Origin of the sequence: Cytobacillus firmus, from assembly GCF_023715565.1 — a bacterium.
Lineage (GTDB): Bacteria > Bacillota > Bacilli > Bacillales > Cytobacillaceae > Cytobacillus > Cytobacillus firmus_C.
The window spans coordinates 82,999-108,581 of the sequence record NZ_JAMBOJ010000002.1 but is presented as its reverse complement, the minus strand read 5'-3'; the positions used below and the strand labels follow the sequence as shown (position 1 = coordinate 108,581).

At 40.7% G+C, this 25,583-nt stretch carries 28 protein-coding genes, 1 pseudogene and 2 riboswitches; of the genes and pseudogenes, 7 read left to right on the top strand and 22 right to left on the bottom strand.

The window, feature by feature from the left end:
- Window positions 1-331 precede the first annotated feature (331 nt).
- The gene (locus M3205_RS01375) at window positions 332-568 is read right to left on the bottom strand and encodes a DUF2198 family protein (RefSeq protein ID WP_095243475.1); all 237 of its coding nucleotides are present in this window, start codon (window positions 566-568) and stop codon (window positions 332-334) included.
- A 151-nt stretch (window positions 569-719) separates the two neighbouring features.
- Between M3205_RS01375 and M3205_RS01370 the strand changes: the two genes are divergently transcribed.
- Window positions 720-995, top strand: coding sequence for an alpha/beta-type small acid-soluble spore protein (locus M3205_RS01370; protein ID WP_251168280.1), 276 nt, complete (start codon window positions 720-722; stop codon window positions 993-995).
- 121 nt (window positions 996-1,116) lie between these two features.
- Here the strand turns inward: M3205_RS01370 and M3205_RS01365 are convergent, their stop codons facing one another.
- Genes M3205_RS01365 through M3205_RS01350 form a run of 4 tightly spaced genes read right to left on the bottom strand, consistent with a single transcriptional unit; the run spans window position 1,117 to window position 4,869 of the window.
- Complete coding sequence (locus M3205_RS01365) at window positions 1,117-2,325, bottom strand: M20 family metallopeptidase (protein WP_251168310.1); 1,209 nt, start codon at window positions 2,323-2,325, stop codon at window positions 1,117-1,119.
- 25 nt (window positions 2,326-2,350) lie between these two features.
- Window positions 2,351-3,178 (bottom strand): MetQ/NlpA family ABC transporter substrate-binding protein, encoded by an 828-nt coding sequence (locus M3205_RS01360; protein WP_251168279.1) that lies wholly within the window; start codon window positions 3,176-3,178, stop codon window positions 2,351-2,353.
- 19 nt (window positions 3,179-3,197) lie between these two features.
- Window positions 3,198-3,848 carry a methionine ABC transporter permease gene (locus M3205_RS01355; RefSeq protein WP_251168278.1) on the bottom strand — a complete coding sequence of 217 codons (651 nt, stop codon included), beginning with the start codon at window positions 3,846-3,848 and terminating at the stop codon, window positions 3,198-3,200.
- Window positions 3,838-4,869 carry a methionine ABC transporter ATP-binding protein gene (locus tag M3205_RS01350; RefSeq protein WP_251168277.1) on the bottom strand — a complete coding sequence of 344 codons (1,032 nt, stop codon included), beginning with the start codon at window positions 4,867-4,869 and terminating at the stop codon, window positions 3,838-3,840. The genes M3205_RS01355 and M3205_RS01350 overlap by 11 nt, the downstream gene beginning before the upstream one ends.
- 223 nt (window positions 4,870-5,092) lie before the next feature.
- Window positions 5,093-5,194, bottom strand: a riboswitch (SAM riboswitch).
- Between the two features lie 100 nt (window positions 5,195-5,294).
- Window positions 5,295-5,394: riboswitch (SAM riboswitch) on the bottom strand.
- Window positions 5,395-5,576: 182 nt separating this feature from the next.
- Between M3205_RS01350 and M3205_RS01345 the strand changes: the two genes are divergently transcribed.
- The gene (locus M3205_RS01345) at window positions 5,577-6,992 is read left to right on the top strand and encodes a PAS domain-containing sensor histidine kinase (RefSeq protein ID WP_251168276.1); all 1,416 of its coding nucleotides are present in this window, start codon (window positions 5,577-5,579) and stop codon (window positions 6,990-6,992) included.
- Between the two features lie 35 nt (window positions 6,993-7,027).
- Here the strand turns inward: M3205_RS01345 and M3205_RS01340 are convergent, their stop codons facing one another.
- Window positions 7,028-7,777, bottom strand: coding sequence for an NRDE family protein (locus M3205_RS01340; protein WP_251168275.1), 750 nt, complete (start codon window positions 7,775-7,777; stop codon window positions 7,028-7,030).
- Between the two features lie 88 nt (window positions 7,778-7,865).
- Window positions 7,866-8,969 (bottom strand): AI-2E family transporter, encoded by a 1,104-nt coding sequence (locus M3205_RS01335; protein ID WP_251168274.1) that lies wholly within the window; start codon window positions 8,967-8,969, stop codon window positions 7,866-7,868.
- Window positions 8,970-9,242: 273 nt separating this feature from the next.
- Here M3205_RS01335 and M3205_RS01330 point away from each other — a divergent pair, with 273 nt between their 5' ends.
- Window positions 9,243-9,404, top strand: a complete 162-nt coding sequence (locus M3205_RS01330; RefSeq protein ID WP_251168273.1) for a hypothetical protein — start codon at window positions 9,243-9,245, stop codon at window positions 9,402-9,404.
- Between the two features lie 113 nt (window positions 9,405-9,517).
- Here the strand turns inward: M3205_RS01330 and M3205_RS25785 are convergent.
- Both M3205_RS25785 and M3205_RS01325 read right to left on the bottom strand, forming a co-directional pair.
- Window positions 9,518-9,631: pseudogene (locus M3205_RS25785) on the bottom strand (sugar phosphate nucleotidyltransferase); the annotation flags it as partial.
- A 252-nt stretch (window positions 9,632-9,883) separates the two neighbouring features.
- Window positions 9,884-10,387 carry an ABC transporter ATP-binding protein gene (locus M3205_RS01325; RefSeq protein WP_251168309.1) on the bottom strand — a complete coding sequence of 168 codons (504 nt, stop codon included), beginning with the start codon at window positions 10,385-10,387 and terminating at the stop codon, window positions 9,884-9,886.
- A gap of 245 nt (window positions 10,388-10,632) precedes the next feature.
- Here M3205_RS01325 and M3205_RS01320 point away from each other — a divergent pair, with 245 nt between their 5' ends.
- Window positions 10,633-11,034, top strand: coding sequence for a hypothetical protein (locus M3205_RS01320; protein ID WP_251168272.1), 402 nt, complete (start codon window positions 10,633-10,635; stop codon window positions 11,032-11,034).
- 65 nt (window positions 11,035-11,099) lie between these two features.
- The gene (locus M3205_RS01315) at window positions 11,100-11,672 is read left to right on the top strand and encodes a VanZ family protein (protein WP_251168271.1); all 573 of its coding nucleotides are present in this window, start codon (window positions 11,100-11,102) and stop codon (window positions 11,670-11,672) included.
- A 370-nt stretch (window positions 11,673-12,042) separates the two neighbouring features.
- On the opposite strand, the gene M3205_RS01310 is transcribed toward M3205_RS01315, so the two are convergent.
- The 9 genes from M3205_RS01310 to M3205_RS01275 form a co-directional block, all read right to left on the bottom strand.
- On the bottom strand, window positions 12,043-12,279 hold the full coding sequence (locus M3205_RS01310; protein WP_251168270.1) for a hypothetical protein: 237 nt from the start codon (window positions 12,277-12,279) through the stop codon (window positions 12,043-12,045).
- A gap of 351 nt (window positions 12,280-12,630) precedes the next feature.
- Window positions 12,631-13,071, bottom strand: a complete 441-nt coding sequence (locus M3205_RS25870; RefSeq protein ID WP_396104943.1) for a TniQ family protein — start codon at window positions 13,069-13,071, stop codon at window positions 12,631-12,633.
- Between the two features lie 184 nt (window positions 13,072-13,255).
- A complete protein-coding gene (locus tag M3205_RS01305) occupies window positions 13,256-14,449 on the bottom strand; it encodes a PDZ domain-containing protein (RefSeq protein WP_251168269.1) in 1,194 nt (397 codons plus the stop codon).
- Window positions 14,450-14,639: 190 nt separating this feature from the next.
- On the bottom strand, window positions 14,640-16,091 hold the full coding sequence (locus tag M3205_RS01300) for a S41 family peptidase (RefSeq protein ID WP_251168268.1): 1,452 nt from the start codon (window positions 16,089-16,091) through the stop codon (window positions 14,640-14,642).
- Between the two features lie 258 nt (window positions 16,092-16,349).
- Window positions 16,350-17,693 carry a murein hydrolase activator EnvC family protein gene (locus tag M3205_RS01295; RefSeq protein WP_251168267.1) on the bottom strand — a complete coding sequence of 448 codons (1,344 nt, stop codon included), beginning with the start codon at window positions 17,691-17,693 and terminating at the stop codon, window positions 16,350-16,352.
- A gap of 162 nt (window positions 17,694-17,855) precedes the next feature.
- Complete coding sequence (gene ftsX / locus M3205_RS01290; protein ID WP_251168266.1) at window positions 17,856-18,749, bottom strand: permease-like cell division protein FtsX; 894 nt, start codon at window positions 18,747-18,749, stop codon at window positions 17,856-17,858.
- Window positions 18,739-19,425, bottom strand: a complete 687-nt coding sequence (gene ftsE / locus M3205_RS01285; protein ID WP_251168265.1) for a cell division ATP-binding protein FtsE — start codon at window positions 19,423-19,425, stop codon at window positions 18,739-18,741. The genes ftsX and ftsE overlap by 11 nt, the downstream gene beginning before the upstream one ends.
- A 426-nt stretch (window positions 19,426-19,851) precedes the next feature.
- Window positions 19,852-20,205: a cytochrome c551 gene (cccB, locus tag M3205_RS01280; protein ID WP_251168264.1), complete on the bottom strand. Its 354-nt coding sequence runs from the start codon at window positions 20,203-20,205 to the stop codon at window positions 19,852-19,854.
- A 52-nt stretch (window positions 20,206-20,257) separates the two neighbouring features.
- Window positions 20,258-21,124, bottom strand: a complete 867-nt coding sequence (locus tag M3205_RS01275) for a YitT family protein (RefSeq protein WP_251168308.1) — start codon at window positions 21,122-21,124, stop codon at window positions 20,258-20,260.
- A 281-nt stretch (window positions 21,125-21,405) separates the two neighbouring features.
- Between M3205_RS01275 and M3205_RS01270 the strand changes: the two genes are divergently transcribed.
- Window positions 21,406-21,945, top strand: a complete 540-nt coding sequence (locus M3205_RS01270) for a hypothetical protein (protein ID WP_251168263.1) — start codon at window positions 21,406-21,408, stop codon at window positions 21,943-21,945.
- 109 nt (window positions 21,946-22,054) lie between these two features.
- On the opposite strand, the gene M3205_RS01265 is transcribed toward M3205_RS01270, so the two are convergent.
- From M3205_RS01265 to larB, 4 genes are read right to left on the bottom strand one after another with little or no spacing between them, the layout of a single operon-like run.
- Window positions 22,055-22,678, bottom strand: a complete 624-nt coding sequence (locus M3205_RS01265) for a HoxN/HupN/NixA family nickel/cobalt transporter (protein WP_251168262.1) — start codon at window positions 22,676-22,678, stop codon at window positions 22,055-22,057.
- A gap of 60 nt (window positions 22,679-22,738) precedes the next feature.
- On the bottom strand, window positions 22,739-23,563 hold the full coding sequence (gene larE, locus M3205_RS01260) for an ATP-dependent sacrificial sulfur transferase LarE (protein ID WP_251168261.1): 825 nt from the start codon (window positions 23,561-23,563) through the stop codon (window positions 22,739-22,741).
- Between the two features lie 17 nt (window positions 23,564-23,580).
- Window positions 23,581-24,303 carry a nickel pincer cofactor biosynthesis protein LarC gene (gene larC / locus M3205_RS01255; RefSeq protein ID WP_251168260.1) on the bottom strand — a complete coding sequence of 241 codons (723 nt, stop codon included), beginning with the start codon at window positions 24,301-24,303 and terminating at the stop codon, window positions 23,581-23,583.
- Between the two features lie 24 nt (window positions 24,304-24,327).
- Entirely contained in the window at window positions 24,328-25,068 is a 741-nt protein-coding gene (gene larB / locus M3205_RS01250; RefSeq protein WP_251168259.1) for a nickel pincer cofactor biosynthesis protein LarB, read from the bottom strand.
- 50 nt (window positions 25,069-25,118) lie between these two features.
- On the opposite strand from larB, the gene larC2 reads away from it, so the two are divergent.
- Window positions 25,119-25,574: a nickel pincer cofactor biosynthesis protein LarC2 gene (gene larC2 / locus M3205_RS01245; RefSeq protein ID WP_251168258.1), complete on the top strand. Its 456-nt coding sequence runs from the start codon at window positions 25,119-25,121 to the stop codon at window positions 25,572-25,574.
- Window positions 25,575-25,583 lie beyond the last annotated feature (9 nt).

Genomic DNA, 25,583 nt, shown 5'->3' with positions numbered 1-25,583 from the left:
TTTTAAAATCCGGGATGCAGCGCTGATTTGTCAGTTTTTTACTCAAAACTCATATCATCATTCTACCACAAAGAGCCTAAAACAAACCAACAATATGCGAACGGATATTCGTTTTTCTGTATTCACTAAGAAAACATTGCTTGGGAAATATGACGAAATTTTGAGGGGATTGTCGAAGAAAGGTTAATCAAACGTTTGATTGATCGCTTTAAGTTTAATCAAACGTTTGATTGAATTCCATTAAAAGCTGATATGAGTATGCCTAAAAACAGCTGTTGTATAATTAAATAAAAAACCTGTCGAAAGGTTTGTTCGACAGGCTCTGCAAAATTTATTCCGCACTTGGCTTTATTTTCGGCTTTAATTTTTGGGCGTACCAAAACCCGACAGTCAGTGAAAATGCGTCTATAACAATTAGGGCAAATGAATTGGTGTAGCCTTTATATACAGAAGCAGCAATAAGTCCCACCGTCAGCACCAGCCCGATTACACGATTATAGCTGACTCTTGTAAAAAACAATACGAGCAGTCCAGGAAGCAGGAGCGCTGACAAGTATTTTAACCCCATTTAAAACACCTTCTTTTGGTTTTTCACAAAAAACTCAAGGTTTCTACCATTAGAATAGCTTTTCACCGGAGGATGTACAAGTTTTTTTCAGTGTTATTCCAAGCGTTCTTTCACATAATAAGAAAAAGAACTTTTTATGGAGGAATGCTTCATGGCCAGAAGAAAAAGACGCCCGCTAGTACCGGAATCAAGAGATGCATTGGACCAGCTGAAAAATCAGGTAATGGCGAACCAGGGATATCATGTTGACAGAGAAAATCCTGATGCAGTGAAATATGAAATTGCTGAGGAGGCAGGTGTGCCTTTGAAGCAAGGCTATAATGGCCGGCTTACATCCAAACAGGCAGGAACTGTCGGCGGTAAGATTGGCGGCAGCATGGTGAAGGAACTTATCCGGATGGCACAGGAACGGATGAAGGAACAGTAGGCAAAGGTGAACTGAGAAAAGAAGAAAAGACTCAGCAACATAGGGAAAGAACTCTACAATTTTTGAGTAAACACTCACAAAAGTGAGAAAAAGCTATCCCGGAAAAGGATAGCTTTCTCACCTATTCAGCGGCTTTCCGCTCTTGAAATTCATGTTTAATGGATTTAATCAGTTCCGGTTTCGTTATTAGCTGGAATGCTGTGAGAGCTAGTCCCTTTGCTCCGGTTATCAGTGCTTCGTCTCCTTTTGCCGATGATGCGGCTTCACGGAATGGAACAGTATGGCCGACGAGATCATCAGCACCAATTTTGATATAAGGGTGAATGGTTGGCACCACTTGGCTGATATTGCCGGCATCCGTCGAACCGATTCCATCCCGGTCCCCTTCCACTACGGTTTCTCCCAAGTCTTTAATCACTTCTTTAAACACCTGGTCATATGTCTTATTTAACAGCAGGTTATCTACTTCGTTTTGAAATGCAATGACATTCAGCTTTGCTCCTGTTGCCAGTGCAGCACCTTCAGCGACAGCTTTAACCTTCCGTGTTACCTCATTCAAACGTGTTCTGGTTGAAGCACGGATGAAGAATCTGGCTTTTGCATACTCAGGGATAATATTTGGAGCATCGCCGCCATGAGTAATAATTCCATGGATCCGCACATCATCCTTCAATTGCTGGCGGAGAGCATTTATTCCGTTGAACAGCTGAATAACAGCATCAAGGGCATTGATTCCTTCCTCCGGTGAAGCGGCTGCATGGGCAGGCTTGCCGATATACTCGAAGTCAAGCGGATCAACTGCCAGTGACGAACTGGTCAGTCGTGTTTGGTTTGACGGATGAACCATAAGAGCGGCATCAACGCCTTCAAGCAAGCCATGCTTCACAAAGCTTCCTTTTGCACTTCCATTCGGCCCACCCTCTTCTGCAGGGGTTCCAAACACTACTGCTTCTCCTCCTATATCATCAAGAACCTTGCTTAACGCAATGGCTGCTGCCACACTTGTCGTACCTATGATATTGTGGCCGCATCCATGGCCCAATCCGGGAAGGGCATCATATTCTGCAAGGAATGCAATGGACGGCCCTGGTTTATCAGATTTCTTTCGGGCCAGGAAAGCTGTTTCATGCCCAGCTACTGCCCGATCTACTTCAAACCCTTCCTTCTCAAGGATTCCTGAGAGCAAGCCTGAAGCAAAAAACTCCTCATTTCCTATTTCCGGGTTTGCATGGATCTGGTGGCTTGCAGAAAGGTAAAGTTCCTTGTTATTATCAACATTCTTCCTGATCGCTTCTTTCAGTTCGGATAGTGCTTTTACAGATGCCGTCATCATTGTTCCTCCTTTTATATTTTAATTACCAGCCAATATCACTTAATGGAATGAATGTAGGGATCATGCTTCCGTCATATTCTTTCGTGATGAAATCAGCTACATCATCTTCCTGGTAAAGTTCCGCAATTCTCTTAAGAGTTTTGTTATCCTTGTTCTCTGTTCTGACAGCAATGATATTTACATAAGGTGTAGCGGTTTCGCTTTCAATAAACACTGAATCCTTAGTTGGATTAAAGCCGGCGTCTACAGCAATTCCATTATTGACGACTGAAGCCGACACATCCGGAAGTGCACGCGGCGTCTGCGCTGATACCATTTCTACAAATTCTAGGTTCTTTTTGTTTTCAACGATTTTATTCAAGTCCAGATTACCGTCATAGTCCTCGGATAATTTGATCAGGCCGGCTTCCTCCAGTAATAGAAGGGCTCTTCCCCCATTTGAAGCATCATTTGGAATGGCAATTTTGCCGCCTTCCGGAATGTCTTCGACTGTTTTTACCTTTTCTGAATAAAGGCCCATTGGAGCTAAAACAGTTGTCGCAATCGGTGAAAGATCCATATTATGCTCTTTAATAAAAGTGTCGAAATAAGCAACTGTCTGGAATGCATTTACATCCAGTTCACCTTCTGCAAGGGCAACGTTTGGCTGTACATAGTCAGAGAATGTCACAACATCAATTTCAATGCCTTCTTTCTCAGCCTTTTCAGCAATAAAATCCCAAATGCGTGTATCTGATCCGCTGACACCCAATTTAACCTTCTTAGTTTCTTCTCCGCCAGTTGCGCTTGAGCATGCCGCAGTGAACACAGCCAATGCTAAAATAATGAATGATAAAAATAGTTTTTTCATTGAAGTTTTTCCTCCTAAGTTATCTTCTTCTGATTTTTTTGGATAAAATATTTCCGAATGACTGCAGGCCCTGAACCATGACCACTAAAATTGCAACGGTAATTAGCATGACGGTTGTATCAAATCGTTGATAACCATATGTAATGGCAAGGTCACCAAGACCCCCGCCTCCGACTGCCCCGGCCATGGCTGATGCTCCGACCAGACCGATTGTCGCAATGGTAAAGCCTAATACCAGCGAACTGAGTGCTTCAGGAATCAGGAACTTTATAATGATCTGGCCAGGTGTCGCTCCCATTGCTTCTGCCGCTTCAATGACTCCCGGATCTACTTCAAGCAGTGAATTTTCTATTAATCTCGCAATATATGGTCCTGCATAAAAGACGAGCGGCACTACGGCTGCAGCAGTTCCAATCGATGTTCCGACAATCATTCTCGTGATTGGGATGATGGCTACCATTAAAATGATGAAGGGGACTGATCTGAAAATATTAATAATGCTGTTTATGATGTTAAAAACAACGGTGTTTTCTAAGAGATGCCCTTTTCTTGTCACAACAAGCAATATGCCAAGCGGCAGTCCGATAAGAGCTGAAAACAGCAATGAGAAAGCCACCATTTGGACCGTTTCGATTAAGGCTTCGATAATTTTTTCCTGGTTAACTAGCACGTGACGTCACTTCCTTTATTGAAACTTGTTCATGGCTGATGTACTGAATAGCGCGTTTTATTTCACTGTCCGGACCCTGGAATTCGACAATCAGGTTGCCAAATGGTGTTCCCTGCAGTTCAGTAATATTTCCAAACAGGACGTTGAAGTCGATATTAAACTTTTTGGCAACTTGCGAGAGCAGCGGCTGCCCGGCAGAGTTTCCGACAAAGTTGATTCTGAATACCTTTTGAAGCCCTTGCTGTTTTTCAATCACTTGCTTAATGGAGTCAGGTATTTGATCATTCATAACTGTGCTGACAAAGTTTTTCGCTGTTTGTGTTTTGGGTGAGGAAAAGACATTGAAGACGGTTCCTTCTTCAATAATTTTTCCTGCCTCAATGACAGCAACACGGTCACAGATCTCTCTGATGACAGACATTTCATGGGTAATGATCAGGATGGTAATGTTGTATTCTTTATTTATTTTTTTCAGCAGCTGCAGGATCGAGCTGGTGGTCTGCGGATCCAGAGCTGACGTTGCTTCATCACATAATAGAATGGAAGGCTGGGTTGCCAGCGCCCTGGCGATCCCAATCCGCTGCTTTTGCCCGCCTGACAGCTGATCAGGATAGCTGTGTGCCTTATCGGCAAGCCCCACAAAATCTAAGAGTTCATGGACACGCTTTTTTATTTCCTCTTTTGGGATCTTAGCCAGCGTGAGTGGCATCGCTACATTGGCAAACACGGTTTTTGAGTTTAGAAGGTTAAAGTGCTGAAAGACCATCCCTATGTTTCTTTTCACTTCACGAATTTCTTTTACTGATAAAGCCGTCAAATCATGCCCGCTCACAATGACCTTTCCTGAAGTCGGCTTCTCCAGCCAATTGACACAGCGGATCAAAGAGCTCTTACCCGCACCACTGAAGCCAATCACTCCAAAAATCTCACCCTTATTAATCCTTAAATCTATTCCATCCAGAGCAGCTACCTGCTGCCCCCCGCTTTCATAGACCTTCTTTAAATTCTGAAACTCTATCATGCCGCATCTCTCCTTTGTTGGTGACGTCCTTTGTTGGTGACGTCCTTTGGTGGTGACGTCCTTTGGTGGTGACGTCCTTTGTTGGTGACAGGTACCTATACCAATTTGATGAACTGGTATAGGTACCTGTCACCTTCCGATTCACAACTATACCTATAAGAAAACTAAGAATTACATTCTGAAATTTACCCCTTCCATCAGAAGAGGTTTTTTAAAAGTCCTCTCCTTATCTTTCAGGCTTTTTGCCTGCTGGATTTGGCACAGTGCGTTTTGCCTGCTGCCGAAGCTTCATTGGGCCAGGTCCCTCTGCTTCTCTTGATAAGAATTATTCATATGTTTATGAATAGCATCTTGATGTAATTTCTCCGCGTAACACAAAACCCTCTTCTATAGAAAGAAGAGGGCAGCATTTATCAATGGTCCTCTTCTCATCTTTCAAGCAAAGCTTGCTGGATTTGGCACGGTACACTTTTGTCCGCTGCCGAGGTGTCATAGGGCCAGTCCCTCAACCTCTCTGGATAAGAAGATTTTTCATATGCGATTTTTATATGTTTATTACTTTACCACCTTAAAGTGAAGGAAGTCAATAAAAATTTTTTAATATTTTCATTTGGTTAAAAAAATGATAGTTAAATCCTATGTGTCTGGGACCCTGACTCATGTATAATAATGGAAAAGTGTCATTTTTCCAAAAAAGGAGGGACAAAATGATTATGACCGAAAATCCGGCAGATTTATGCGCGGACAAAGTTGAAGCGAGGAATCTGCAGCTGGCCATTCAACACTCCAGCGATGTGATTGCAAGAGTGACAAAAGAAGGCATTGCTTTATATGTATCGCCTTCCTGCCTGCCGATGCTGGGGTATTCGCAGCAGGACTTTTATCGAAGCAGTCTTTATACATATTGCCATCCAAATGACCGGGATCTTCTTAGAGATGCATTGGCAGATCTTGAACAACTTCCGCATAAACGGGAGACTTTTCGCTTCAAACATAAGGAGGGCCATTACCTATGGCTAGAAGCCAATTTTTCAGTCATAAATGAAGATAAAGATATGATGTGCATCATCCGGGATATGACACAGAGAATTATCATGGAAGAGGAAATTCTTGAAACGCAGGAGAAGTACCGCTTTCTGGTGGAGTACTCCAAGGATACGATCGGAATGGTGACACAAAAGGGAATTTGGACCTATATCAATAATGAAGGAAAGAAACTCTTCGGGTTCACGAGCATCAAAGAGATAATAGGCACTTCCCTCCACGACTACACTCCTCCTTCAGAACATTCCACCCTCGATGATTTTCTGCAAACAAAGCTGAGCGTAAATTTTGAGCTTAACCTGATCCGGACGGACGGACAAATAAGAAAAGCCGAAGTCCAGCTGATTCCAACCACTTTTAAAAACAGAAAGGTCTACCAGATCATTATCAAAGATGTAACTGGACAAAAGAAGACTGAAGAAAAGCTGCAGAATGCTGAAAAGCTTTCCGTGGTCGGTCAGCTTGCGGCAGGCATTGCCCATGAGATCCGCAACCCGCTAACAGCCATAAAAGGCTTTACACAGCTATTATACGAAGAACGTAAAGATAATTTTGCAGAAGTCATTCTTAATGAGCTGGAACGTATTGAAGGCATCGTCAATGACCTGCTCGTTCTTGCTAAGCCTCAAATAACCGAAATAGAAGAAACATGCCTGACAAACGTTGTAAAAAGTGTGATTACTCTATTGAACAGCCAGGCAGTCATGGAAAATATCCTGATCGAATTAACTAAGTCACCCGGAGAATTCTTCGTGAAATGTGAAAAAGATAAAATTAAACAGGTGCTGATAAACATCATTAAGAACTCAATGGAAGCCATGCCAATGGGCGGCAAAATAAATGTCGATATCCGCCAGGAGGACCACTCTGCCATCATCACTATCGAGGATGAAGGAATCGGCATTCCGGAAGAACGCCTCGCCAAATTGGGAGAGCCGTTTTACAGCACAAAAGAAAAAGGGACAGGCCTTGGCATCATGATCTGCAAAAAAATAATTAAAAACCACGGCGGAAACCTTTACATCCACAGCAGGGAAAATGAAGGCACAACGGTGCAGATTACTTTGCCGTTTGCCTGAATGCTAGAAGCCAGATGCCTGAGCTGGCTTCTTTTTTAAAGGATAAAGTCCTGTTCCTGCCTCTCATCCCCAATCTGAACCCTTTCCTTGTAAAAAATTTCATCCTCTGACATCAGCAGCACAGTTGAACTCCTGGTTCCGTAGCCATCACTTTTGATAAATAAAGGAGATAGAATTCTTTCCCATTCAAGAGAAACTCCTGTTTTCGGAAATAACTCATCCGGGGCAGGGTCAGTATTCCGGAGAATTGCAAACAGGCCTTCTGTTAAGTCCCCGTCTGCATTTTCTAATAGAGCAGATAAGCCCTCCTTCCCTTTTTTCACCTTTGGCCATTCTGTATCCAGCACATGATTGCTGACCCCGTATATCCCCGGCTGAAGCTTCTCTATACGATCCTTCACGTTCGAATAATAAAAGAGATCCTCCAAATTGCCTGCCAGCAGATTGTAGCCGGGATAATTACTGCGATGTTCAGATGCTCTGTTCATAAAGTCAGCAGGTGAAGCATTGCCCTTTAAAAAATCCGCCACCAAATCTCCCCTCGACATCTTGCCTTCTGTCACTTCATTCGGATCACGGTAATTTGTCAGAGCTGCAAAGCTTCCATTTGTAGTGATACCCATCCACGTTCCCATTTTCCTCAAATCCCGTCCGGCGAGAATGTGTGGATGGTCCTCCCAATAATGTGCAGGTGCAGTAGGACGCTCGTAAAATTCGTCGCGATTGGCTGCAACAATCAGCTTATATGTCGGATGTACTTTGTATGCAAAAAGGATTAGACACATGGGGATCACTGCTTTCGTTTTATTTTCATTATAACTTTATATACAAATACAGCAAAAAGCCCCTTTCCGCAAAGGAGCATTCTTATCATCACGTAACCGATTCCTCAAGCCGAGCTGCTTTCCTCGCCCTTAAAAACTTTATTGTATTTAAAACAATTGTTTTAGTCACAGCATAGGTAGGAATCGCCAGAATCATGCCAAGAATTCCGGCAAGATTGCCTGCAACCAGCAATAGGATAATGATCGTGGCCGGATGTGTGTTTAAGGTTTTTCCGAGAATCAGCGGTGATAGCACGTTTCCTTCGACCAGCTGGGCAATCACGATGACCACGACAACCAGAAGAGCCTTAGTCGGCGAGTCAAAAAGTGCGACGATTACGGCAGGTGCACCGCCAAGAAATGGTCCAACATATGGAATGATATTAGTGATGGCCACAATCAGCGCCATAACCAGCGCATAAGGCAGATCGATGATTAAATAACCAATAAATGATAGTGTCCCCACAAACAGCGCCACAGTAATCTGCCCCTGAATGTAAGAAGAAAGGGTTTCACCTGTTTCCTTAAGGGTTTTAACTCCTTCTTCTCTGTAAGCAACAGGAAGAAACTTCGAAACGGCGGCAGGAAACTTATCGCCATCTTTGAACATATAAAACAACAGGAAAGGCACCGTTACAATCGTGATCGCAATATTCGTGATCAGGCTGACAATGCCCGCTACTCCCTGTGTCAATCGGCTTGGGAGGGTATTGGCATAATCCATAATGCGTGCTTCAATTTCTTGTATCGATATGTAGTCCTGTGCCAAAAACCACTTAAACTCTTCGGTGTTAGACATTGAATTAACAAAGTCTCTTGTCGTTTTCGCATATCCCGGCAGATCATTGAATAATTCAGTAACCTGTCTGCTGATAAGAGGCGCAATGTTGCCAATCACAAGCGTCACTAAACCGATAACAGCTGCATAAATGATTAAAATAGCTACCGTTCTTGGCACCTTATAGCGTTGCAGCAATCTGACCAGCGGGTTCAATAAGAAATACAGAAATCCCGTTATAATGATCGGAAAAAACAGAGTAGATACAAAGATGCCGACCGGTAAAAACAGAAAAGAAATTTTTGTTGATACATAGATGATTGTTAAAATTATCAGTAATTGCAAAGTCCAGTAATGCAGTTTTTTCTTTGCCACATTGTCACCTTTTCTCTTTAAATTGTTAATGTAAGAATACCATATTGATGATGTTTTCTTCCATGAAGACCTTACCTTCTATTACGTGTTTCATTTGAAAAGGTTTCAAGTGATTTTTGATTAACAGTTAATATATGTAAATCAACGGCTGATTTCAAGGAAATAATACCTATACAATTTTTAGGTAATTATAACTATAAACCAGGTTTACTCTTTTGCAGTAAGGGTAGTAGTAACCATACCATTAGAAAGGGACTCCAGAGGTGAACTGAAATGAATACAATTGATATGTTTAAAAAGGAATTGGAGCAATTGATGCAGGATTTAGAACGCTGTAAGGATACGAGAATTAAAAAGCAAATACTTCATGATTTTAGACTATTAAATCGTGCCATTCAGGAATTGAGTAATAGTACAGAGAGATATTGCTCATAAAAAAATCCGCCATAAAGAGTGGCAGTTCCTTGTACCAGTTATTTTCCGAACATTCAAACCTCACTTAAATGCTTGACTTTCAACTAAGTCCCACTCATTTAACTTTCTCCGTATAGTCCAGCGTCAGCAAGCTGCCTGCATACCCGCTGAATCATTGATTCATACTCGCCCTCCTCCTTTTTCAAAAGCTTTAAGAACTGCTTTGAACGGACAGAATTGGATAATGGGCCATCGAAAAGTTTGCACTAGCCCATTCACCCTCACTCTTAAACAACTCATACACAGCCTCTCGGTCCGTCGGAGGCTCATCTATCCAATTTAGCAGTGTACGAATAATTGATTCTTTTTCTGGGAAATGGTGAATAAAGACATCACACTGGTCGTGAAGACGTGTCGTCCAAATCTGAGAACGTACCATTACCATTGAATAGTATGTTCGAATGAGTTTACGAGCGAAGCCTTGTGCAAATATTTTAAAATCATCCTTTGAAGCTGTTAGTAACCACAACTAGTGATACATGCTGCTGTAAACATAATTTGGTAAGTAAATTGACTATTACCTTACTGGTATTTTCATCGAGATTTCCTGTAGGCTCATCAGCAAAAATGACTTCTGGTGATGTAATTAACGCCCTTGCGATAGCAACTCTCTGTTGTTCCCCACCAGATAAAAAAGGAGGTTTTTTATCTAATTGATATTTTATACCCAGTTCTTCAGCCAATTCAAAAACCTTCCATTCGGATTTATTATTACCAATAAACTCCAAAGGTAATTCAATGTTCTCTTTAGCTGTTAATTCCGGGATTAATTGGAAGGACTGAAAAATAAAACCAAACTTTTCGCCTCGTATTTTTGATTGTTCATAATCAGATAAATCATATAGCGAATGATTATTGTAGTATACCTTCCCTTTTGTAGGTTGTTCCATACCCCCTAATATACTTAACAAAGTGGATTTACCTGATCCACTTTTTCCTTCAATTATGCTGATTTCTCCTTTACTTATAGAAAACTGTATATTTTTTTAAAATACTTTGATTGTTATAGGTATTATATGTTTTGTAAATTTCATTAGCTCTAATAATTTCTGACATTCCTTGTTTGCCCTCCACTGTAAATTAAAAACAAATCTAATTCTACCATAATATTGAAATTATATGTTTAAAAATGTATTATTTTATAATAATATGTAAAAGCAGTAAAAAAATGTTAATTTAATAGAAGGGAATGGTAGTTGTGAAATTCGGTAAAAAAATGGTATTATCTAGTTTGTTAGTTAGTTCCTTAGCTTTACCTAGTATAGCTGCTGCATATAGCGGTTCCTACAGTTTTGACATTCGGTCTAGTGTTACCGGAAGTACAAAACACTCTTTAAAGGCTGCAACTGCGAAAACTACAGTTAAAGCAAATACATACAATTCAAGTGGAAGTGTCCAGTCAACAAAATCAGATTATCAAGTTAATTTATCAAAATTTTTAAAAGCATATGCCGTTTCAGGAATTCCAGCTAATGGATCATCTTACACAAAATCGTTTGGAACTATTAGCTCTGGAGATTATGTAGTATCTGTATTTAAATCTGACTCTACTGGATACAGCATTAAAGGTAGCGGTACAATAAATCAATAAATAAAAGAAGGTTCCTTTTCTGGAACCTTCTTCTACTAAATAAATTATCCAAAAGAGGAAATAGTATGAATTGGCTATTTGACGTTTTATTATATTTAGTAATTCCTTCATGCTCCATATATATATTTATTAGACTACTTTTTAAAAAAAAATACCCGATAAACCCGATTGTTGAAGCGATTAGATTATTATCAATAACATATTTAAACTATTTGATTTTCATAGTTTGGTTAATGCCAGTTGCTACTTTAAATTATTTACGTTTGAACCTAGTACCTCTTAAAACTATCTTTACTTATACTATGGATCTTTTTCAAGGCCATATAAACATTTTTGTTGCTGTCACTAATGTGATAGGTAACATTTTAATAACTTTACCATTAGGCATACTACTTTTATTAAGTTTTAATAAGGTAAACAAGAAAATTTTATTCCCTGTAGCGATAGGTTCCCCGATAATAATAGAATTTGTACAGTATATATTACATATAAATAATTTTGGAACAAGATCAGTTGATATTGATGATGTAATATTAAATTTTATAGGTATTGTTATTGGATTTTACTTAGCAAATCTTTCAAAAGAGTTCTTAGTTAGGAAAAAGGCGGAAATCGAGGCTTACCAGGGGAAAAATTAAACTCCAAAATGTAATTTGGGCTGGATAAATCCCTTAAATAGCAGCAGGAAAAGTGGAAAATTCCAAGAGATATTTCTGACAAGCTAGATAATCTTAGTAAATTGACAGGGAAACCTGTCTCTTTTTATGTCACATTTAGGTCCAATACGCCATAACAGTTTATTTTCTTATTAAATAAACCTGCCCCTCTAGTACTATAAGAAAAGGTGCCTTTAATGACAGCTCCAAACTTATTCCGGTCGGTTCCAAGTTATTGATTCTACGCTTCTTATCTCAACTTCACCATTACTAAATAAATGAGGAATGAAAGAGAACAAACCAAACCTGTTTCCTTTTTAATATTGAATTTTTTTTAACCCCAAGTTTTCTTTTACCAATGCAATGCATTATATTTTTCGACGGATTCTTTTGGAATCAATAACTGCTCATGACTCGAAAAATCCTTGTAATCACCTTCTATAATTCCATTTCTAACTAACACCTTTATTGAGTTTGGTTTCATTTTTAATAATTTTGTAATTTTAATTGAATTTAAGAAATTTGAACCTTCATTTAAAGTAGTCTTTGATCTAACTAGTTTGTGATTCCTTATATTATCTTCTCTCATAAAGTTATAAAATTCATCCCTTAGAAAGGAGAATTCAGGTAAACTGAACTTTCTATGAATACCTTGTACACGCCTGATAATTGTAGCCTAGATCCTTTTTGATCCATGCGCAAACTTCGAATATCATTTAAAAGAGCATAATAATTGTTTGGCCACTGCATAAAAATTTCAAATGCATCAATTATTAGTTTTTGGTATTTTTTATTTGTGCTGTAAATTTTATTGCTAAATTTCTCATAATCAAAATAGATGGTCAATTGCTTGGCAAAAAAGGTTAATAAGCTTACCATATGTATTAAGGATATCCCCTAGTGGAAAACCACACATACAATATTCAATATTGTTTCTCTTCTACAAAATTAAGTTGTGACATTTTGAGCACTTATTAATGAGTAAAATTTTATGCTTATTACAAGCTAAGTTAATTTTTATATCCCATATTTTTTGTTCATATTTATCACCAGTTATACAAATAGGACATACTTTCGAATGCTTATTAATTATTCCGCTCCTATAAATCAATTGAGTATAGTAATCTTTAGATAAATAATCATTAAACTCATTTTCAAAAGTTAATTTCCATAATTTATTACATGGGATTCCCACTAAATCAGATAGGTGGTTTAAGTCACTTTTATGGGGAGATAAAAGGTATGTACTATTTCTTTTTAAATTGCTTAACTCGTAAATCCACGAAATTGAATCATAATGGTTTGCCATTGATAGGCGTAACAAATAGCTTTTTAAACTTTCTCCATTTTGAGGTCGTGGTATTAGTATTAATCTCCCCATAGTTTATCACCGTTCCAATTCTTTATTTTTCAGAAAATAAACAAACAGCCCACAATCTATTGGGCTATTTGCATTCCGTTTAATAATGAATTACATTCCTAATAATTACGGAATGATTCCAGTCGATTTTGAAAATCATTCCGGTAAATTTCGAACGCATTCCGGTAATTAATGAAAAACTACACTAAACTGCTTCACTATCCCACTTTTTTTCATCCTGTACAAACAGCAGACCCAGTTCATGATGGTCACCTTCATAGAGAGCACGCTGAACGAAACGAACCTGCCCGTTCACATCAAAGACTTCAAGCTTGCAGTGAGCGCCGTTCTTTTGCAGAGCCTCATAAAAGCCTTTCTCATCCTGGATTTTCACGCCATTGACTTTTGTAACAACCTCTCCCACTCCAAGAGACATTTTATCAGCTGGTGAATCGGGAACTACGCCGAGTACCATGATTCCCTGATTGCGTTTGGAAAAATAAAATGGGGCCTGATCCTCTGCCATTTTCTGGCGGAGCGAGATGAATTCACGTCCGATGATCGCAAGTGCCGCTGCACCCACAGCAGCAAGCGGATACCAATAGCCTGCAGCTGATATAAGTAATAACAGTATGCCAAACACGCTTATTCTTTGTCCCAGCAGGGCTGTTGCCTCTTTAGGAAGCGTGCCTTGGATTCGCTGATGAAATCCGATTGAAAACGGAACAAGAATAAGTGAATACGTTTCACCGCCAATCGATATCATTGGCCACCACTCAAACGGCAACTGCAGCGCCTCTCCCGGAATCAATAGAAACACAGGCACCATCCAGATCCTTTTGGACTCGTGAATGCCGATAGTTTGTCCTCTTTTGCTCTTTACAAGTCTTGGAGATGTGCCTTTTCGGCCGTTTCTTATAATCAGGAAGCCTTCTGCAATCACCAGAAGAGCAAGAAGAACAGCGATAGATGGAAAGATGGAAGAGTCAACATCTGACGCCGACTGGGCGAATGACGGCAATGGCCACTCCTGTTCAAAAGCAAACATTGTGGCGAAAAAGGCAAAACCCAGCGTATAAACTGGCGCCATCCACCTCACTTTTGCCGTTAAGCTCCACAGGAACGTAAGTGCAGCAGTAAACACAATCGTCTCCAACGGCAGGACTAGTCCCGCTCCCACCATCACAACGCTTACGGCGAGACCTGTCAGAATTCCCAGCGGAAGGAGCTGCCTTAACTCAAAGTAGGCATTTTCAACACGGACCGAAAAGTCCTTCCGCTCTCGCTTCACACGGGAAATACCTAAAAAGGCTGCCACAAAAAACAGGTAATAAAATACCGGATTCAACAACAGCTTTCCCGTTCCCTTTAAAAACTCAAAAATCCACTCTTCTATCAAAATTGCCACCAGCCTCTATTTCTAAATTCTCATGAATTATGAAAACAACAGAAAAACTCTATTACTCTATATTCTACCAAAAGCACCTTACAAAACCTATTCCAATCTCACTTTAAATAAAAAATAGCAGAAGGAAAAAATCCTCCTGCTTCATTCGACAAAATTCGGGTGGTGCCTGTCACTATTTGTGTCACTTGGCTACATATCTCAAAGCCGTCTGCAGCTGCAGATCGTTCTGCTCTTTTTTCATTTCTTCGATGGCGGCCTGTTCGAGCGCTGCTGCGGTTTTTTTGTCTATTCGGCCGGTTGCTTCAAGCTCTTTTTGCTGCTGAAAGACTTTCACTGCTGCTTCAGTGGAAGCATTGAAATAGCCATCTGTCCTGCCCGGGGCATATCCCAGACCCGCCAGAATTCCCTGTGCATTCTTCACCATTTCATTATTCATATCCTTTGTCAAAGGCTTATCCACCTGCAAAGGATGAGTTTGATAGATGTCCGGCTGTTTCACCTCAAGGGTAGGCTGGATTCCTTTATTATGAATCCAGTTTCCGTCCGGCGTCAGCCATTTAAATAATGTGAGTTTGATATTGCTGCCGTCCCCCATCGGAACAGGCTGCTGAACTGTCCCTTTTCCAAATGATTTCTCACCGATAATGGCGTAATCCTCCGCTTCCTTCAGGGCGCCGGCAAGAATCTCCGAGGCAGAGGCACTTCCTTTATCCACAAGAACGGCAATCGGATAACTTTTTGGCTTTTCAAGTGTGGAAAAATATCTCATTTTCTCACCGTTCCGCTTCTCAATCTGCAAATAGGGTTTGTCAGCCGTAACTAATTCCTTCAGGATTTCCTGAACAGAGGTCAGGAGGCCACCGGGATTTCCGCGCACATCAATAACAAGCCCTTCAATCCCCTTCTGTTCCATTTCAGTCAGCTGTTTCGCAAATTCTTTCGATGTATCTTCGGAAAAGGAGGTGATCTCCAGATACCCTATCTCTTTTCCTCTTTCCTTCTTGATTTCAGAGTAAACAGTAATTTGAGGAATCTCATCTCTTTTTACTTCTACCTTTAAAGGCTCTTTTAGTCCCTGGCGCGCAACTTCAAGCTCTACCTTTGTGCCTTTTTTACCGCGGATCTTCATGGTCGCTTTATATAAATCAAGACCCTTCACACTTTCCCCATCCACTTTTAAGATTTCGTCTTTTGGCTTCAGGCCCGCCTTTTCAGCCGGTGAATCCTTAAAAGGCGCCACAATAATGATTTTCCCGTCCTCCATGCTGACTTCTGCACCGATCCCTTCAAAAGAAGATTCCAATGTATCACTGAATTGTTTTGCCGTTTTTTCATCCATATAAACTGAGTATGGGTCTTCGAGGGTTGCAAGCATGCCTTGGATGGCTCCCTCCACAAGCTGCTTTTCTCCTACTTTTTCCACATAGCTATTTAAAATCAGCTGATAGGCTGTTTCCATCTTTTCTATCTTCTCTTGATCCACTTGTTTTCCGTTTTCTTTGGAATCTATTAATTGATTTGGGGCTCCTGTCTGCGGAGCTTCCTTTGCCAGCCATTGCATGCCTGCATATGTACCGCCAGCTCCTGTCAGCAATGATCCCGTCATCAGAACGGCGATCCACTTTCTGCTCATCGTCATCTCCCTTTCCAGTTTGCTGCGTTTCCTGTATTTTCAGCGTCAGCGGTCTTCCCCGATTTTTAAGTAAATAAAAACAGCCCGCAAAGGGAGCGGGATGTCTTCGCTTATTTCATTCTATGTAGGGGATGGACGAGTTATGATTTCTTTTGCTTGAGACTATTTTAAAAACAAATGGCTCATAGGATTAAAGACCCTCTTTTCGGGTAAAAGAAAAGTGGAAGAAGCTATGCTCCTTCCACTTAACGACATTTTTTAAATAGGCACGATGCCAATTGGATTGATTGCATTTGTTTTGCCTGCATTCCAAGAACCTCTGTGAAGTTCAAAGTGTAAATGCTGGCCGTAAGATTGTCCGGTATTACCCATGACGCCGATTTGCTGACCTTTAGAAACAGTCTGGCCAGAGCCAACAATACGGCTACTCATATGAGCATAAACGGTAGTGTAAGTTTGTCCGTCTATAGAGTGAGCAATGAAAATCGCATTTCCATAGCTGCTGGAGTAATAAGAACGGATGACAACCCCATCTGCTGCCGCCACAATCGGAACTGTGCCGCCTGAAGCAATGTCTACTCCAAAGTGATTACCTAATGAACGACCCCCAAAACCAGAGGAAAGTCTTCCTGAAGCAGGTTTTGTCCATACACCGCTTGATACGGAAGGTGGTGTAACCTGAGGGCTGCCTGATGAGCCGCTGTCAGATGATGAGCCACTTCCTGCTGATGGAGAATTGCTCTTTTTAGCTGCTTTAGCTGCTTCTGCTGCAGCCTTTTGTTTTGCAAGTTCAGCTTGTCTTGCTGCTTCTGCCTGTCTTTCCTTCTCCAGTTTGATCGCTTTTTGAATTGCCGCTTCCTGCGCTGCAAGAATCTCTTTTTCTTCAGACAGTTCAAGCTTGTGGGCATGCATTTCCTTTTCTTTATGCTTTAGGGATGCAAGTAGTTTATCTTTCTCCGCTTTTTGAGCGTTTAAGCTCTTTTTCATGCCTTCAAGCTCGGCACGCATTGTTTCTAAAGAGGCTAGCTCTTCTTTTACCTGATTCTGTTTTTTCTCAAGCTCGTCTTTATCAGCTTGATGCGCTTTTAGAATATCCTGGTCAGCTTCTACGATTGTTGCCACCGCTCCAACACGTTCAACAAAATCTCCAAAGCTCTGCGCACCCATTAAAACATCAATATAACTCACCATTCCGCCAGTTTCCTGGTAGTTACGTGCACGATCTTTTAATAACTCATTACGCTTTTTGATGCGCTCTACTAATACTTTAATTTCTGCTTCTAGTTTCTCAATTTCCTTTTTAGTATCTGCAATCTCTTGATTCTTTTCTTCAATTTTAGCTAAAGCATCACTGATCGCTTTATCCAGACGCTCAATCTCATTGTTTACAGATTGCTGCTCGCTCTGGTTTTCGCCGATCTTTTTATCTGTACTGTTTAATTTCGACTCTACTCCAGAACGCTTTTCGTTAATTTGGTTCTTTTGACTGTTTAAATCGTTTAGTTTATTTGCTGCAGACGCCTTCTCAACAGGCATCCCCACTGTTATGCTGCCAAAACCCAGAACGGCAGCCAATGATAAGGTGATGATGGATTTCTTCAATTTCCGATTTCTCCTTTCAATGAACACCATATGTACAGGTTAATCGTTCTATATTTCATCCAAGTCTGAAACGTTTAGCTACTCTGAATCGTCTAATATAATGATAAAGCTTGAAGGCTCCTGGACAGGTTTCCCCCACCGCAGGGCCTTCTTTGATTTGGTTTAAACTTTCAGGAACTTTCTGACTGACATCAAGCTTCCCCATACACCAATGAGAGCACCCATCAGGATAAGAAGCCCGGAAATCTGATAGACAAACGGACTAAACTCCAACAGCTTGACAAAATGTCCTTCAAGCTTTGGGGCTAAGTAATCATAGGCGTAATAATATGCTGATGAAACAAGCGCAATTGGAATAATGGATCCAAGCAATCCAAGCCATAAACCTTCAAGAAAGAATGGCCATCTGATGAACGAGTTGGTTGCTCCTACCAATCTCATAATCTCAATTTCTTTTCTTCGTGACATAATCGTAATTTTAATGGTATTGGAAATCAGGAACATGGCAGTAAATAATAGGCCGATAATCAGCACAAGGCCAACATTTCGGCCGGCATTGATAAAGTTGAATAGTTTTTCAACCTGTCCCTGCCCATATTTTACTTTAGACGCATATTCCATTTTCTCAATCTGCTTTGCAGCTTTCATTGTATCTGCCGGGTTTTTCGTCTTTACGATAAATACATCGTTCAGAGGATTATCCTGTTCGAACAGTTTGAAGGCTTCGCCTTCTTCACCAAGGCTGTTTATTAAGCTATCAAGCTCTTCTTCCTTATTTGAAAATTCAACTGTTTCGACTTCGGGTATTCCTTCGACTTTTTGCCGTAATACTTCCTGATCCTGCTCATTTGCAGCAACATCGATGTGAATGCGGATTTCCACATCCTCTTCAATGGTTGTAGCCACCTTGTTGAGATTCATCATAATGACGAAAAATACGCCAACTAAAATGAGGGTTACTGTGACCGCACTTGCCGAAGCAAATGTCATCCAGCCGTTTCGCCCGAGACTTTTAAAACTTTCACGGAAGTGCCGGCCCAATGTTCTAGCTTTCATAGCCGTAATCACCTCTTTGCTCGTCACGTACAATCCTTCCGCCTTCAATGGCAATAACGCGGTGCTTAATTGTGTTGACAATTTCTTTATTATGAGTTGCCATGACCACAGTCGTTCCTCTCGTGTTGATTTCATCAAAGATGTTCATGATTTCCCATGAGGTATCCGGGTCAAGGTTTCCTGTAGGCTCGTCCGCTATCACGACTTTCGGAGAGTTTACGATTGATCTGGCGATGGAAACACGCTGCTGCTCCCCGCCTGACAGTTCGGTGGGAAGCATTCTTGCTTTATGCTTTAAACCTACAAGCTCCAAAGTTTCCATGACTTGTTTTTTAATATTCTTCGGATGCTCTTCAATAACTTCAAGAGCAAAAGCAACATTCTCATAAACAGTCAAAGTTGGGAGTAGCTTAAAGTCCTGGAAAACAACCCCGATTTTACGGCGCATCAGCGGCACTTTTGTATTCTTTAATGCAGCCAGATTCACTCCGTCAATGGTGATCGTTCCGCTCGAAGGCTTTTCTTCCCGGTACATCATTTTGATAAAAGTGGATTTACCGGCACCACTCGGTCCTACTACATAAACAAACTCACCTTGCTTAATATGGATATCAATCCCGCTGACTGCTGTAACGCCATTGGGATATCTCTTATATACGTCTTTCATTTCAATCATATATATCACCTAGCAATCTAGTGTGTATTAAGAATTTTTAATAAACAGACGGCATGTTTCGCTAAAAAACGACATCCTTTCGACATAGAGGATGACAAAATACTTGTAAATACTACCTAATTAGCCATCTAAAATTCTCACACAACCCATTATAACATCATAAGTTGTCAAAATAACGGAAAAAAATATTACAGTTTCTTTTCAATCCCAATACTATTGTTACTATTTTCCTGAATTTCTTTAATATACTAGTGTAAATTTCTTTTATTCGACTGATTTTTCCTTCTTTTTTCATATTGCTTTCACTCGATATTTGTCATAAATTATGTCAAGTTGTATATTAACGCTCTAACTTAAGCCGTAAATTGAACGCTTAGGGAAAAAATAAAAACACTCTGCTAAACAGAGCGTTTTTATTTTATCTTATTATTTCTTGCCCGCTAGCCAAGATGCTACAGCAGAAGCTTCTTCTCCCTGAAGCAATCCTTTTGGCATAGCTCCTTTACCGTTTTCAATAATGTTTTCAATATCTTCCTTTGATAGGTTTGCACCAACTTTATCAAGTGCAGGCCCTACACCGCCTTCAAGATTTGCACCGTGGCAGCTTGAACATTTCTGCTCAAAAAGCTTTTGTGCATCGCCAGCGTCAGCCGTATCAGTTGTTGTTTCACCGCCGCCGTTTGTAGAAGTGTCCTTGTCGTCAGCAGCATCGTCTGCGCCGCCGCAGGCTGCAAGAACTAAAGATGTACCCATCAATAGTGCTAATAGCTTCTTCTTCACCTATAATTCCCCCTCAGGAAAAAATACTAAGTACAGCTATATTATACCAACACTACGCTCGTTTGAAACCCTCGCCCAACACCTCGGAAGCATCCGTGACAATGATAAATGCAGTAGGATCAATGGTTTGAACCAGTTGTTTCAATTTTGTGAACTCCGTCTGATCCACCACACACATCAGGACCGGACGTTCATGGTCGGTATAACCACCGTATGCTGATAGTTTTGTCACACCACGGTCAATTTTATTCAAAATTCCTTCACGAACTTCACTTTGTTTTTGAGTAATGATTAAAGCCATCTTTGTCCGGCTGAAACCAAGCTGGATCAGATCAATGGTTTTACTTGTTACATATAAAGCAATCAAGGCATACAGGCCCTGCTCTATGTCAAAAATAATCGCAGCAGACAATACGATCAATCCATCGATTATCGCAACACAAGTACCAAGGGACAAACCTGTATACTTGTTAATAATCTGTGCTGCAAGGTCTGTCCCTCCTGTAGATGCTTTACCCCTGAAAACAATTCCTAAACCAAGGCCTACGCCAATTCCGCCAAACAGAGATGCGAGCAGCGGGTCGGATGTCCATGGCTCATATTCCTTCGTCAGAAAAACAACAAGCGGCAGGAAAATTGTCCCGGCCAGAGTCTTTGCTCCAAATTGTTTTCCAAGCAGCAGCACACCAGCAATAAAAAGCGGTATATTAAATGCCCACTGTACATAAGCAGGCTCCCAGCCAACAACTGCATCCAGGACCGTACTGATTCCGCTTACCCCCCCTGAAGCAATCCGATTGGGAAGCAAGAACACATTAAATGCGACCGCTACAATACCTGACCCTATCAAAACGTATAAATACTCCAGCAATCTCTCCGCTTTTGTACTATTAGTATAGCCTCTTCTATATTTGCCCATTTCTTCTCCCTCCGGTGTCCCGATCTTTACACAAACTGACATTCCATTTTTACCGTCAGTGAGTATAGCATGGAGTTTGTGGCCTGTAAATGCCATTGAACTGCCGTATTAAAGGACTATTCTCCGCCTTTTCATTATGTTGCGATAAAAGCGTTTAATTTATCAGGCAATATTAACGTGTGAAAGGTTTATGAACATTGTAGAAGGATACTCAAGTCCGCCTTCTGATCAGCATGAAATGCAGAGGCATGTGGTATAATGTCGAAAAGGAGGTGAGAAAATTGGAGAAGATTCTTAATGAAATTTTAAATACATTGAAGGACCATTCCAAGAGGTTTGATGGAATGGATGAGAGGTTTGATTCGATTGACCATGAAATCTCAGATGTAAAATGCAGAATTGGAAATGTTGAGAACAGCCTTGAGAATGTTGAGAACAGGCTTGAGAATGTTGAGAACAGCCTTGAGAATGTTGAGAATAGACTTGGGAATGTTGAGAACAGGCTTGGGAATGTTGAGAACAGCCTTGAGAATGTTGAGAATAGACTTGGGAATGTTGAGAACAGGCTTGGGAATGTTGAGAACAGGCTTGGGAATGTTGAAATTAGCGTAGAAAGACTTTCTGAACAGATTGTGAACAATGCGACCGAATTCAGAAGCCATTTTAAACACATTGAAACAAAGCTGGATCAGCATGAAGAGACTTTTAACATCATCTCTGATTCAATAAAAGGCACAAAAATTGATATCGTTCACCTCAGCGAAAAGAGCGGGGTTCAAGAAATGGAAATAAACCAGCTCAAAAAGCGTATCCACTCCTAGAGCACTCCCCATTCACCGGCTAGCTCAGTTAAAATTCCATAAAAAAATAAGCCTATGCCGGTAATATCCCAGCATAGGCTTTCTTCATTTAATCCTGAGGCAAAAACTTTTAAAGAAATAATTCACTACCAACCTCAAAAATATAATAAACCCCATATAGCACACTTGCTGCTGAAGAGATCCTTATAAGGTTTAAGTGTATTTTCTTTTGAGCTTTAGAAGTAATCAAAAAGGGCAATCCTAGAACAGTAGTAAAGAGCAGCATGCCAATAATTGTCCCTGCCCCAAAAATGAGGATGAATAGAAAAGCCTGCAACTCAGTTTGAGCCTGTGCGGTTGTTAATAAAACTAAAGCTGCACTTCCAGCCAGGCCATGAATTCCTCCAATGATAAAAGACTTCTTGTGAAAATGCTGTGTGTTCGTCTTTAACTGCTTATTGTCCTTAAAGCCAGTAAAACCAAGATATATAAGCATAATGCCCACTGCTAATTCAAGAGAAAGAGCAAGAGCGCCTGGAATATGCTGATTAAGTGCAATAACCGTTATACCCATTAACAGGAGCATTAACGTGTGCCCCAGCCCCCAAAAGATTCCTGAGAGTGAAGAGCGGACCAAACGCTTAGTCTGGCTTGCAATTGTTGAAACAGCAATAACGTGATCGGGCTCTGTTGAATGTTTGATTCCTAATGTGAAACCAAGCAATAATATAGAAAATAATCCGCCTTCAAGCATCTAAATTCCCCCAGCTGCAAAATTCCATTTTTCCCTCTCCAATACAGTGAAGTTCCTTCATTATAAAGCTGTTCCTTCCAGCAACTTATTCATGCTTCCGCTTTTATACCCAGCCAGATCCATAGCTGTATATTTAAATCCAATCAATTTTAATTCCTCAGAGATTTCTTTATGATACTTTAAGAGCTCATTCATATCTGACGGATCAACTTCAATTCTTGCAATTTCATGGTGAACTCTGACACGGACCTGCTTGATTCCAAATCCCTTAATAAACTGCTCTGCCTCATCCACTTTCCTCAGCTTCTCAATGGTGATTTCTTCACCATATGCTATTCTGGAGGATAAGCATGCAAGTGAGGGTTTGTCCCATGTATCAAGTCCGAGCTCCTTGGAGCGGATTCTAATATCTTCTTTCGTTATATCAGCTTCGGCCAGAGGACCTCTTACATTTTTTTCGATAGCAGCCTTCACACCAGGACGATGTTCTCCTAAATCATCTTTGATGAGGCCAAAAGTCAGGTTATGATAACCTTTTTCAATCATAATGGGATACAAATTCTCAAACAGTCCCTTTTTACAGTAATAGCATCTGTTTGAATCATTTTCCGCATATCCGGGAATCGAGAGTTCAGACATCTTGATAATTTGATGCGGGGCATCAATTGCATTGGCAATTCGAATAGTTTCTTCGAGCTCGGAAGGTGGGAAAGATTCCGAGTCAGCTGTAATAGCCAGCACATTTTCTTTGCCTAAAGTATCCAAAGCCACCTTTAATAGGTAGGTACTATCTACCCCTCCTGAAAATGCAATAATAATCCGTTCCATCTCTATAAATATTTCCTTCAGCCTTTGTTCTTTGACTAAACTGTTATGTATATTCATTTGGACACTTCCTCCTCTTATTGCTCTCCAATTACAAACCTGACAACATTTGGGTGGGATTTGAAATCCTTTGTTCCCGCACCATATCCGATTTCCCGGACTTTCATGGAAGGCATGCTGCCAAACTCACTGGCCAGGGTACGGACAATGGCAGCACCAGTGGGTGTCGTCAATTCACTTTGAATGTCAGTTCTCCGCAGAGGAATATCTTTTAGAATTTCCAATGTTGCCGGGGCAGGCACAGGATAAAGTCCATGCGCAATATTGATATATCCATTTCCTGCAGCAACCGGAGTACAGACTACTTTTTCAATGTTTGATGCATTGTAAGCAATTGCGGTCCCTATAATATCAATCATGGAGTCTACACCTCCAACTTCATGGAAATGCACCTTTTCCAGAGTGCTGTCATGTATTTTAGCCTCAGCTAACCCTATCGTTTCAAACAATTTTAGGGCAGTTTCTTTTTCTGTCTCTTCAAGTTCTGATTCTTCTATTGCTTTTTTTATGTGTGTATAGTGGCGGTGGGAGTGTTTCTCTTCTTCTGTATGAATGACTAATTCCGTACTGGAGATTCCTTTTTTTACAACCTTTTTTGTTTCTAACGAAAACTCTTCTTTGATCACAGATTTAAGCTTTCTTTCTATAATTGATAAATCGGCGCCCAATTCAGTAAAAGCTGCCAGGGACATATCTCCGGCAATGCCTGAAATACCACAATCTATAAATAATATGTTCATTACAGCTACCCCCTTTTTCAAAGTTTAGATTCTTAGCATCAAAGAAGCTGAATAGCCTGCACCAAATCCATTATCTATATTCACTACCGTGACGCCGGAAGCACATGTGTTAAGCATGCTTAACAATGATGTAATGCCATTTAAATGTGCCCCATATCCTATGCTGGTGGGAACAGCTATAACCGGAGCAGAGACCAAGCCCCCGACAACACTGGGAAGTGCCCCCTCCATTCCTGCTACAACAATCAAAACATCACATTTTTTAATATCATCAATTTGTGCAAATAAGCGGTGAATTCCCGCTACTCCAATATCATAAAAACTTGCGTAATGATGTCCCATAGCTTCAATCGTCACTTCTGCTTCCCGGGCTACAGGAATGTCAGATGTTCCTGCACAGATAACGCCAATTTTCTTCTCTGTCTTCAGCTCATAACCCTCAGACTTATACAGCAGTGTTCTGCCGGAGGAGTCATACTCAACTCCCTCCACCTGCCTGCATACTTCCTCTGCAGATTTGGCGTCAACCCTTGTAGCTAAGACGGTATTCCCCTTATAAACCAAATGCTTAAATATATGTAAAATTTGCTCGGTTGTTTTACCAGCCCCAAAGATCACCTCAGGAAATCCTTGTCTGAATTCACGCTCATCGTCCACTTTTGCAAATCCGTAATCTGTAAAGCCCTTCAATTGGTCTTCAGCTTCCTCAATTGAAAGTTGGCCATTTTTTAATTGTGTTAGAATATGTGTAGTGTAAGATTGCATTTATTTCTTCCTTTCTTTATCTAAAATTCACTTAAGGAGGCTTATAAAAAATGCAGCATGGCCAAGAGCATACTGATCATGACATGATCAAAATTGAAGTAAATCTGGACGACATCCCTGGAGAATGGCTGGGACATGTTATGGACTTATTGTTTCAATCCGGGGCTAATGATGTCTTTTATATACCGATTTACATGAAGAAAAATCGGCCGGGCACCATGCTTCAGGTTTTGTGTGAAAATAAGCTGAAATCCGAGATGATGAATATCATTTTTAGAGAAACCACCACATTGGGATTACGATATTACCCGCTTTCTGTCAATCGTCTTGGCCGGACATTCCGAAAGGTCGAAACCCCATGGGGGGCTGTCTCTGTTAAAGAGGGGCTGATGCAAGGTGAGATTGTTCAGCAAGCCCCCGAATTCAGTGATTGCAAAGCTATCTCGGAGCAATACGGAATACCATTAAAATTGGTTTTTCAAGAGGTTTGGAAGCAGCTTAAATAACAATTTAAC

Coding starts and splice junctions, on each gene's coding strand:
- larE (WP_251168261.1), bottom strand. CDS start 23,563: ATGAATATACATAACAGTTTAGTCAAAGAACAAAGGCTGAAGGAAATA.
- M3205_RS01315 (WP_251168271.1), top strand. CDS start 11,100: ATGAATTGGCTATTTGACGTTTTATTATATTTAGTAATTCCTTCATGC.
- M3205_RS25870 (WP_396104943.1), bottom strand. CDS start 13,071: ATGGGGAGATTAATACTAATACCACGACCTCAAAATGGAGAAAGTTTA.
- larC (WP_251168260.1), bottom strand. CDS start 24,303: ATGAACATATTATTTATAGATTGTGGTATTTCAGGCATTGCCGGAGAT.
- larB (WP_251168259.1), bottom strand. CDS start 25,068: ATGCAATCTTACACTACACATATTCTAACACAATTAAAAAATGGCCAA.
- M3205_RS01360 (WP_251168279.1), bottom strand. CDS start 3,178: ATGAAAAAACTATTTTTATCATTCATTATTTTAGCATTGGCTGTGTTC.
- M3205_RS01275 (WP_251168308.1), bottom strand. CDS start 21,124: ATGGGCAAATATAGAAGAGGCTATACTAATAGTACAAAAGCGGAGAGA.
- larC2 (WP_251168258.1), top strand. CDS start 25,119: ATGCAGCATGGCCAAGAGCATACTGATCATGACATGATCAAAATTGAA.
- M3205_RS01320 (WP_251168272.1), top strand. CDS start 10,633: ATGGTAGTTGTGAAATTCGGTAAAAAAATGGTATTATCTAGTTTGTTA.
- M3205_RS01365 (WP_251168310.1), bottom strand. CDS start 2,325: ATGACGGCATCTGTAAAAGCACTATCCGAACTGAAAGAAGCGATCAGG.
- M3205_RS01370 (WP_251168280.1), top strand. CDS start 720: ATGGCCAGAAGAAAAAGACGCCCGCTAGTACCGGAATCAAGAGATGCA.
- M3205_RS01375 (WP_095243475.1), bottom strand. CDS start 568: ATGGGGTTAAAATACTTGTCAGCGCTCCTGCTTCCTGGACTGCTCGTA.
- M3205_RS01310 (WP_251168270.1), bottom strand. CDS start 12,279: ATGAGAGAAGATAATATAAGGAATCACAAACTAGTTAGATCAAAGACT.
- M3205_RS01265 (WP_251168262.1), bottom strand. CDS start 22,678: ATGCTTGAAGGCGGATTATTTTCTATATTATTGCTTGGTTTCACATTA.
- M3205_RS01350 (WP_251168277.1), bottom strand. CDS start 4,869: ATGATAGAGTTTCAGAATTTAAAGAAGGTCTATGAAAGCGGGGGGCAG.
- M3205_RS01300 (WP_251168268.1), bottom strand. CDS start 16,091: ATGAGCAGAAAGTGGATCGCCGTTCTGATGACGGGATCATTGCTGACA.
- M3205_RS01330 (WP_251168273.1), top strand. CDS start 9,243: ATGAATACAATTGATATGTTTAAAAAGGAATTGGAGCAATTGATGCAG.
- ftsX (WP_251168266.1), bottom strand. CDS start 18,749: ATGAAAGCTAGAACATTGGGCCGGCACTTCCGTGAAAGTTTTAAAAGT.
- ftsE (WP_251168265.1), bottom strand. CDS start 19,425: ATGATTGAAATGAAAGACGTATATAAGAGATATCCCAATGGCGTTACA.
- M3205_RS01345 (WP_251168276.1), top strand. CDS start 5,577: ATGATTATGACCGAAAATCCGGCAGATTTATGCGCGGACAAAGTTGAA.
- M3205_RS01340 (WP_251168275.1), bottom strand. CDS start 7,777: ATGTGTCTAATCCTTTTTGCATACAAAGTACATCCGACATATAAGCTG.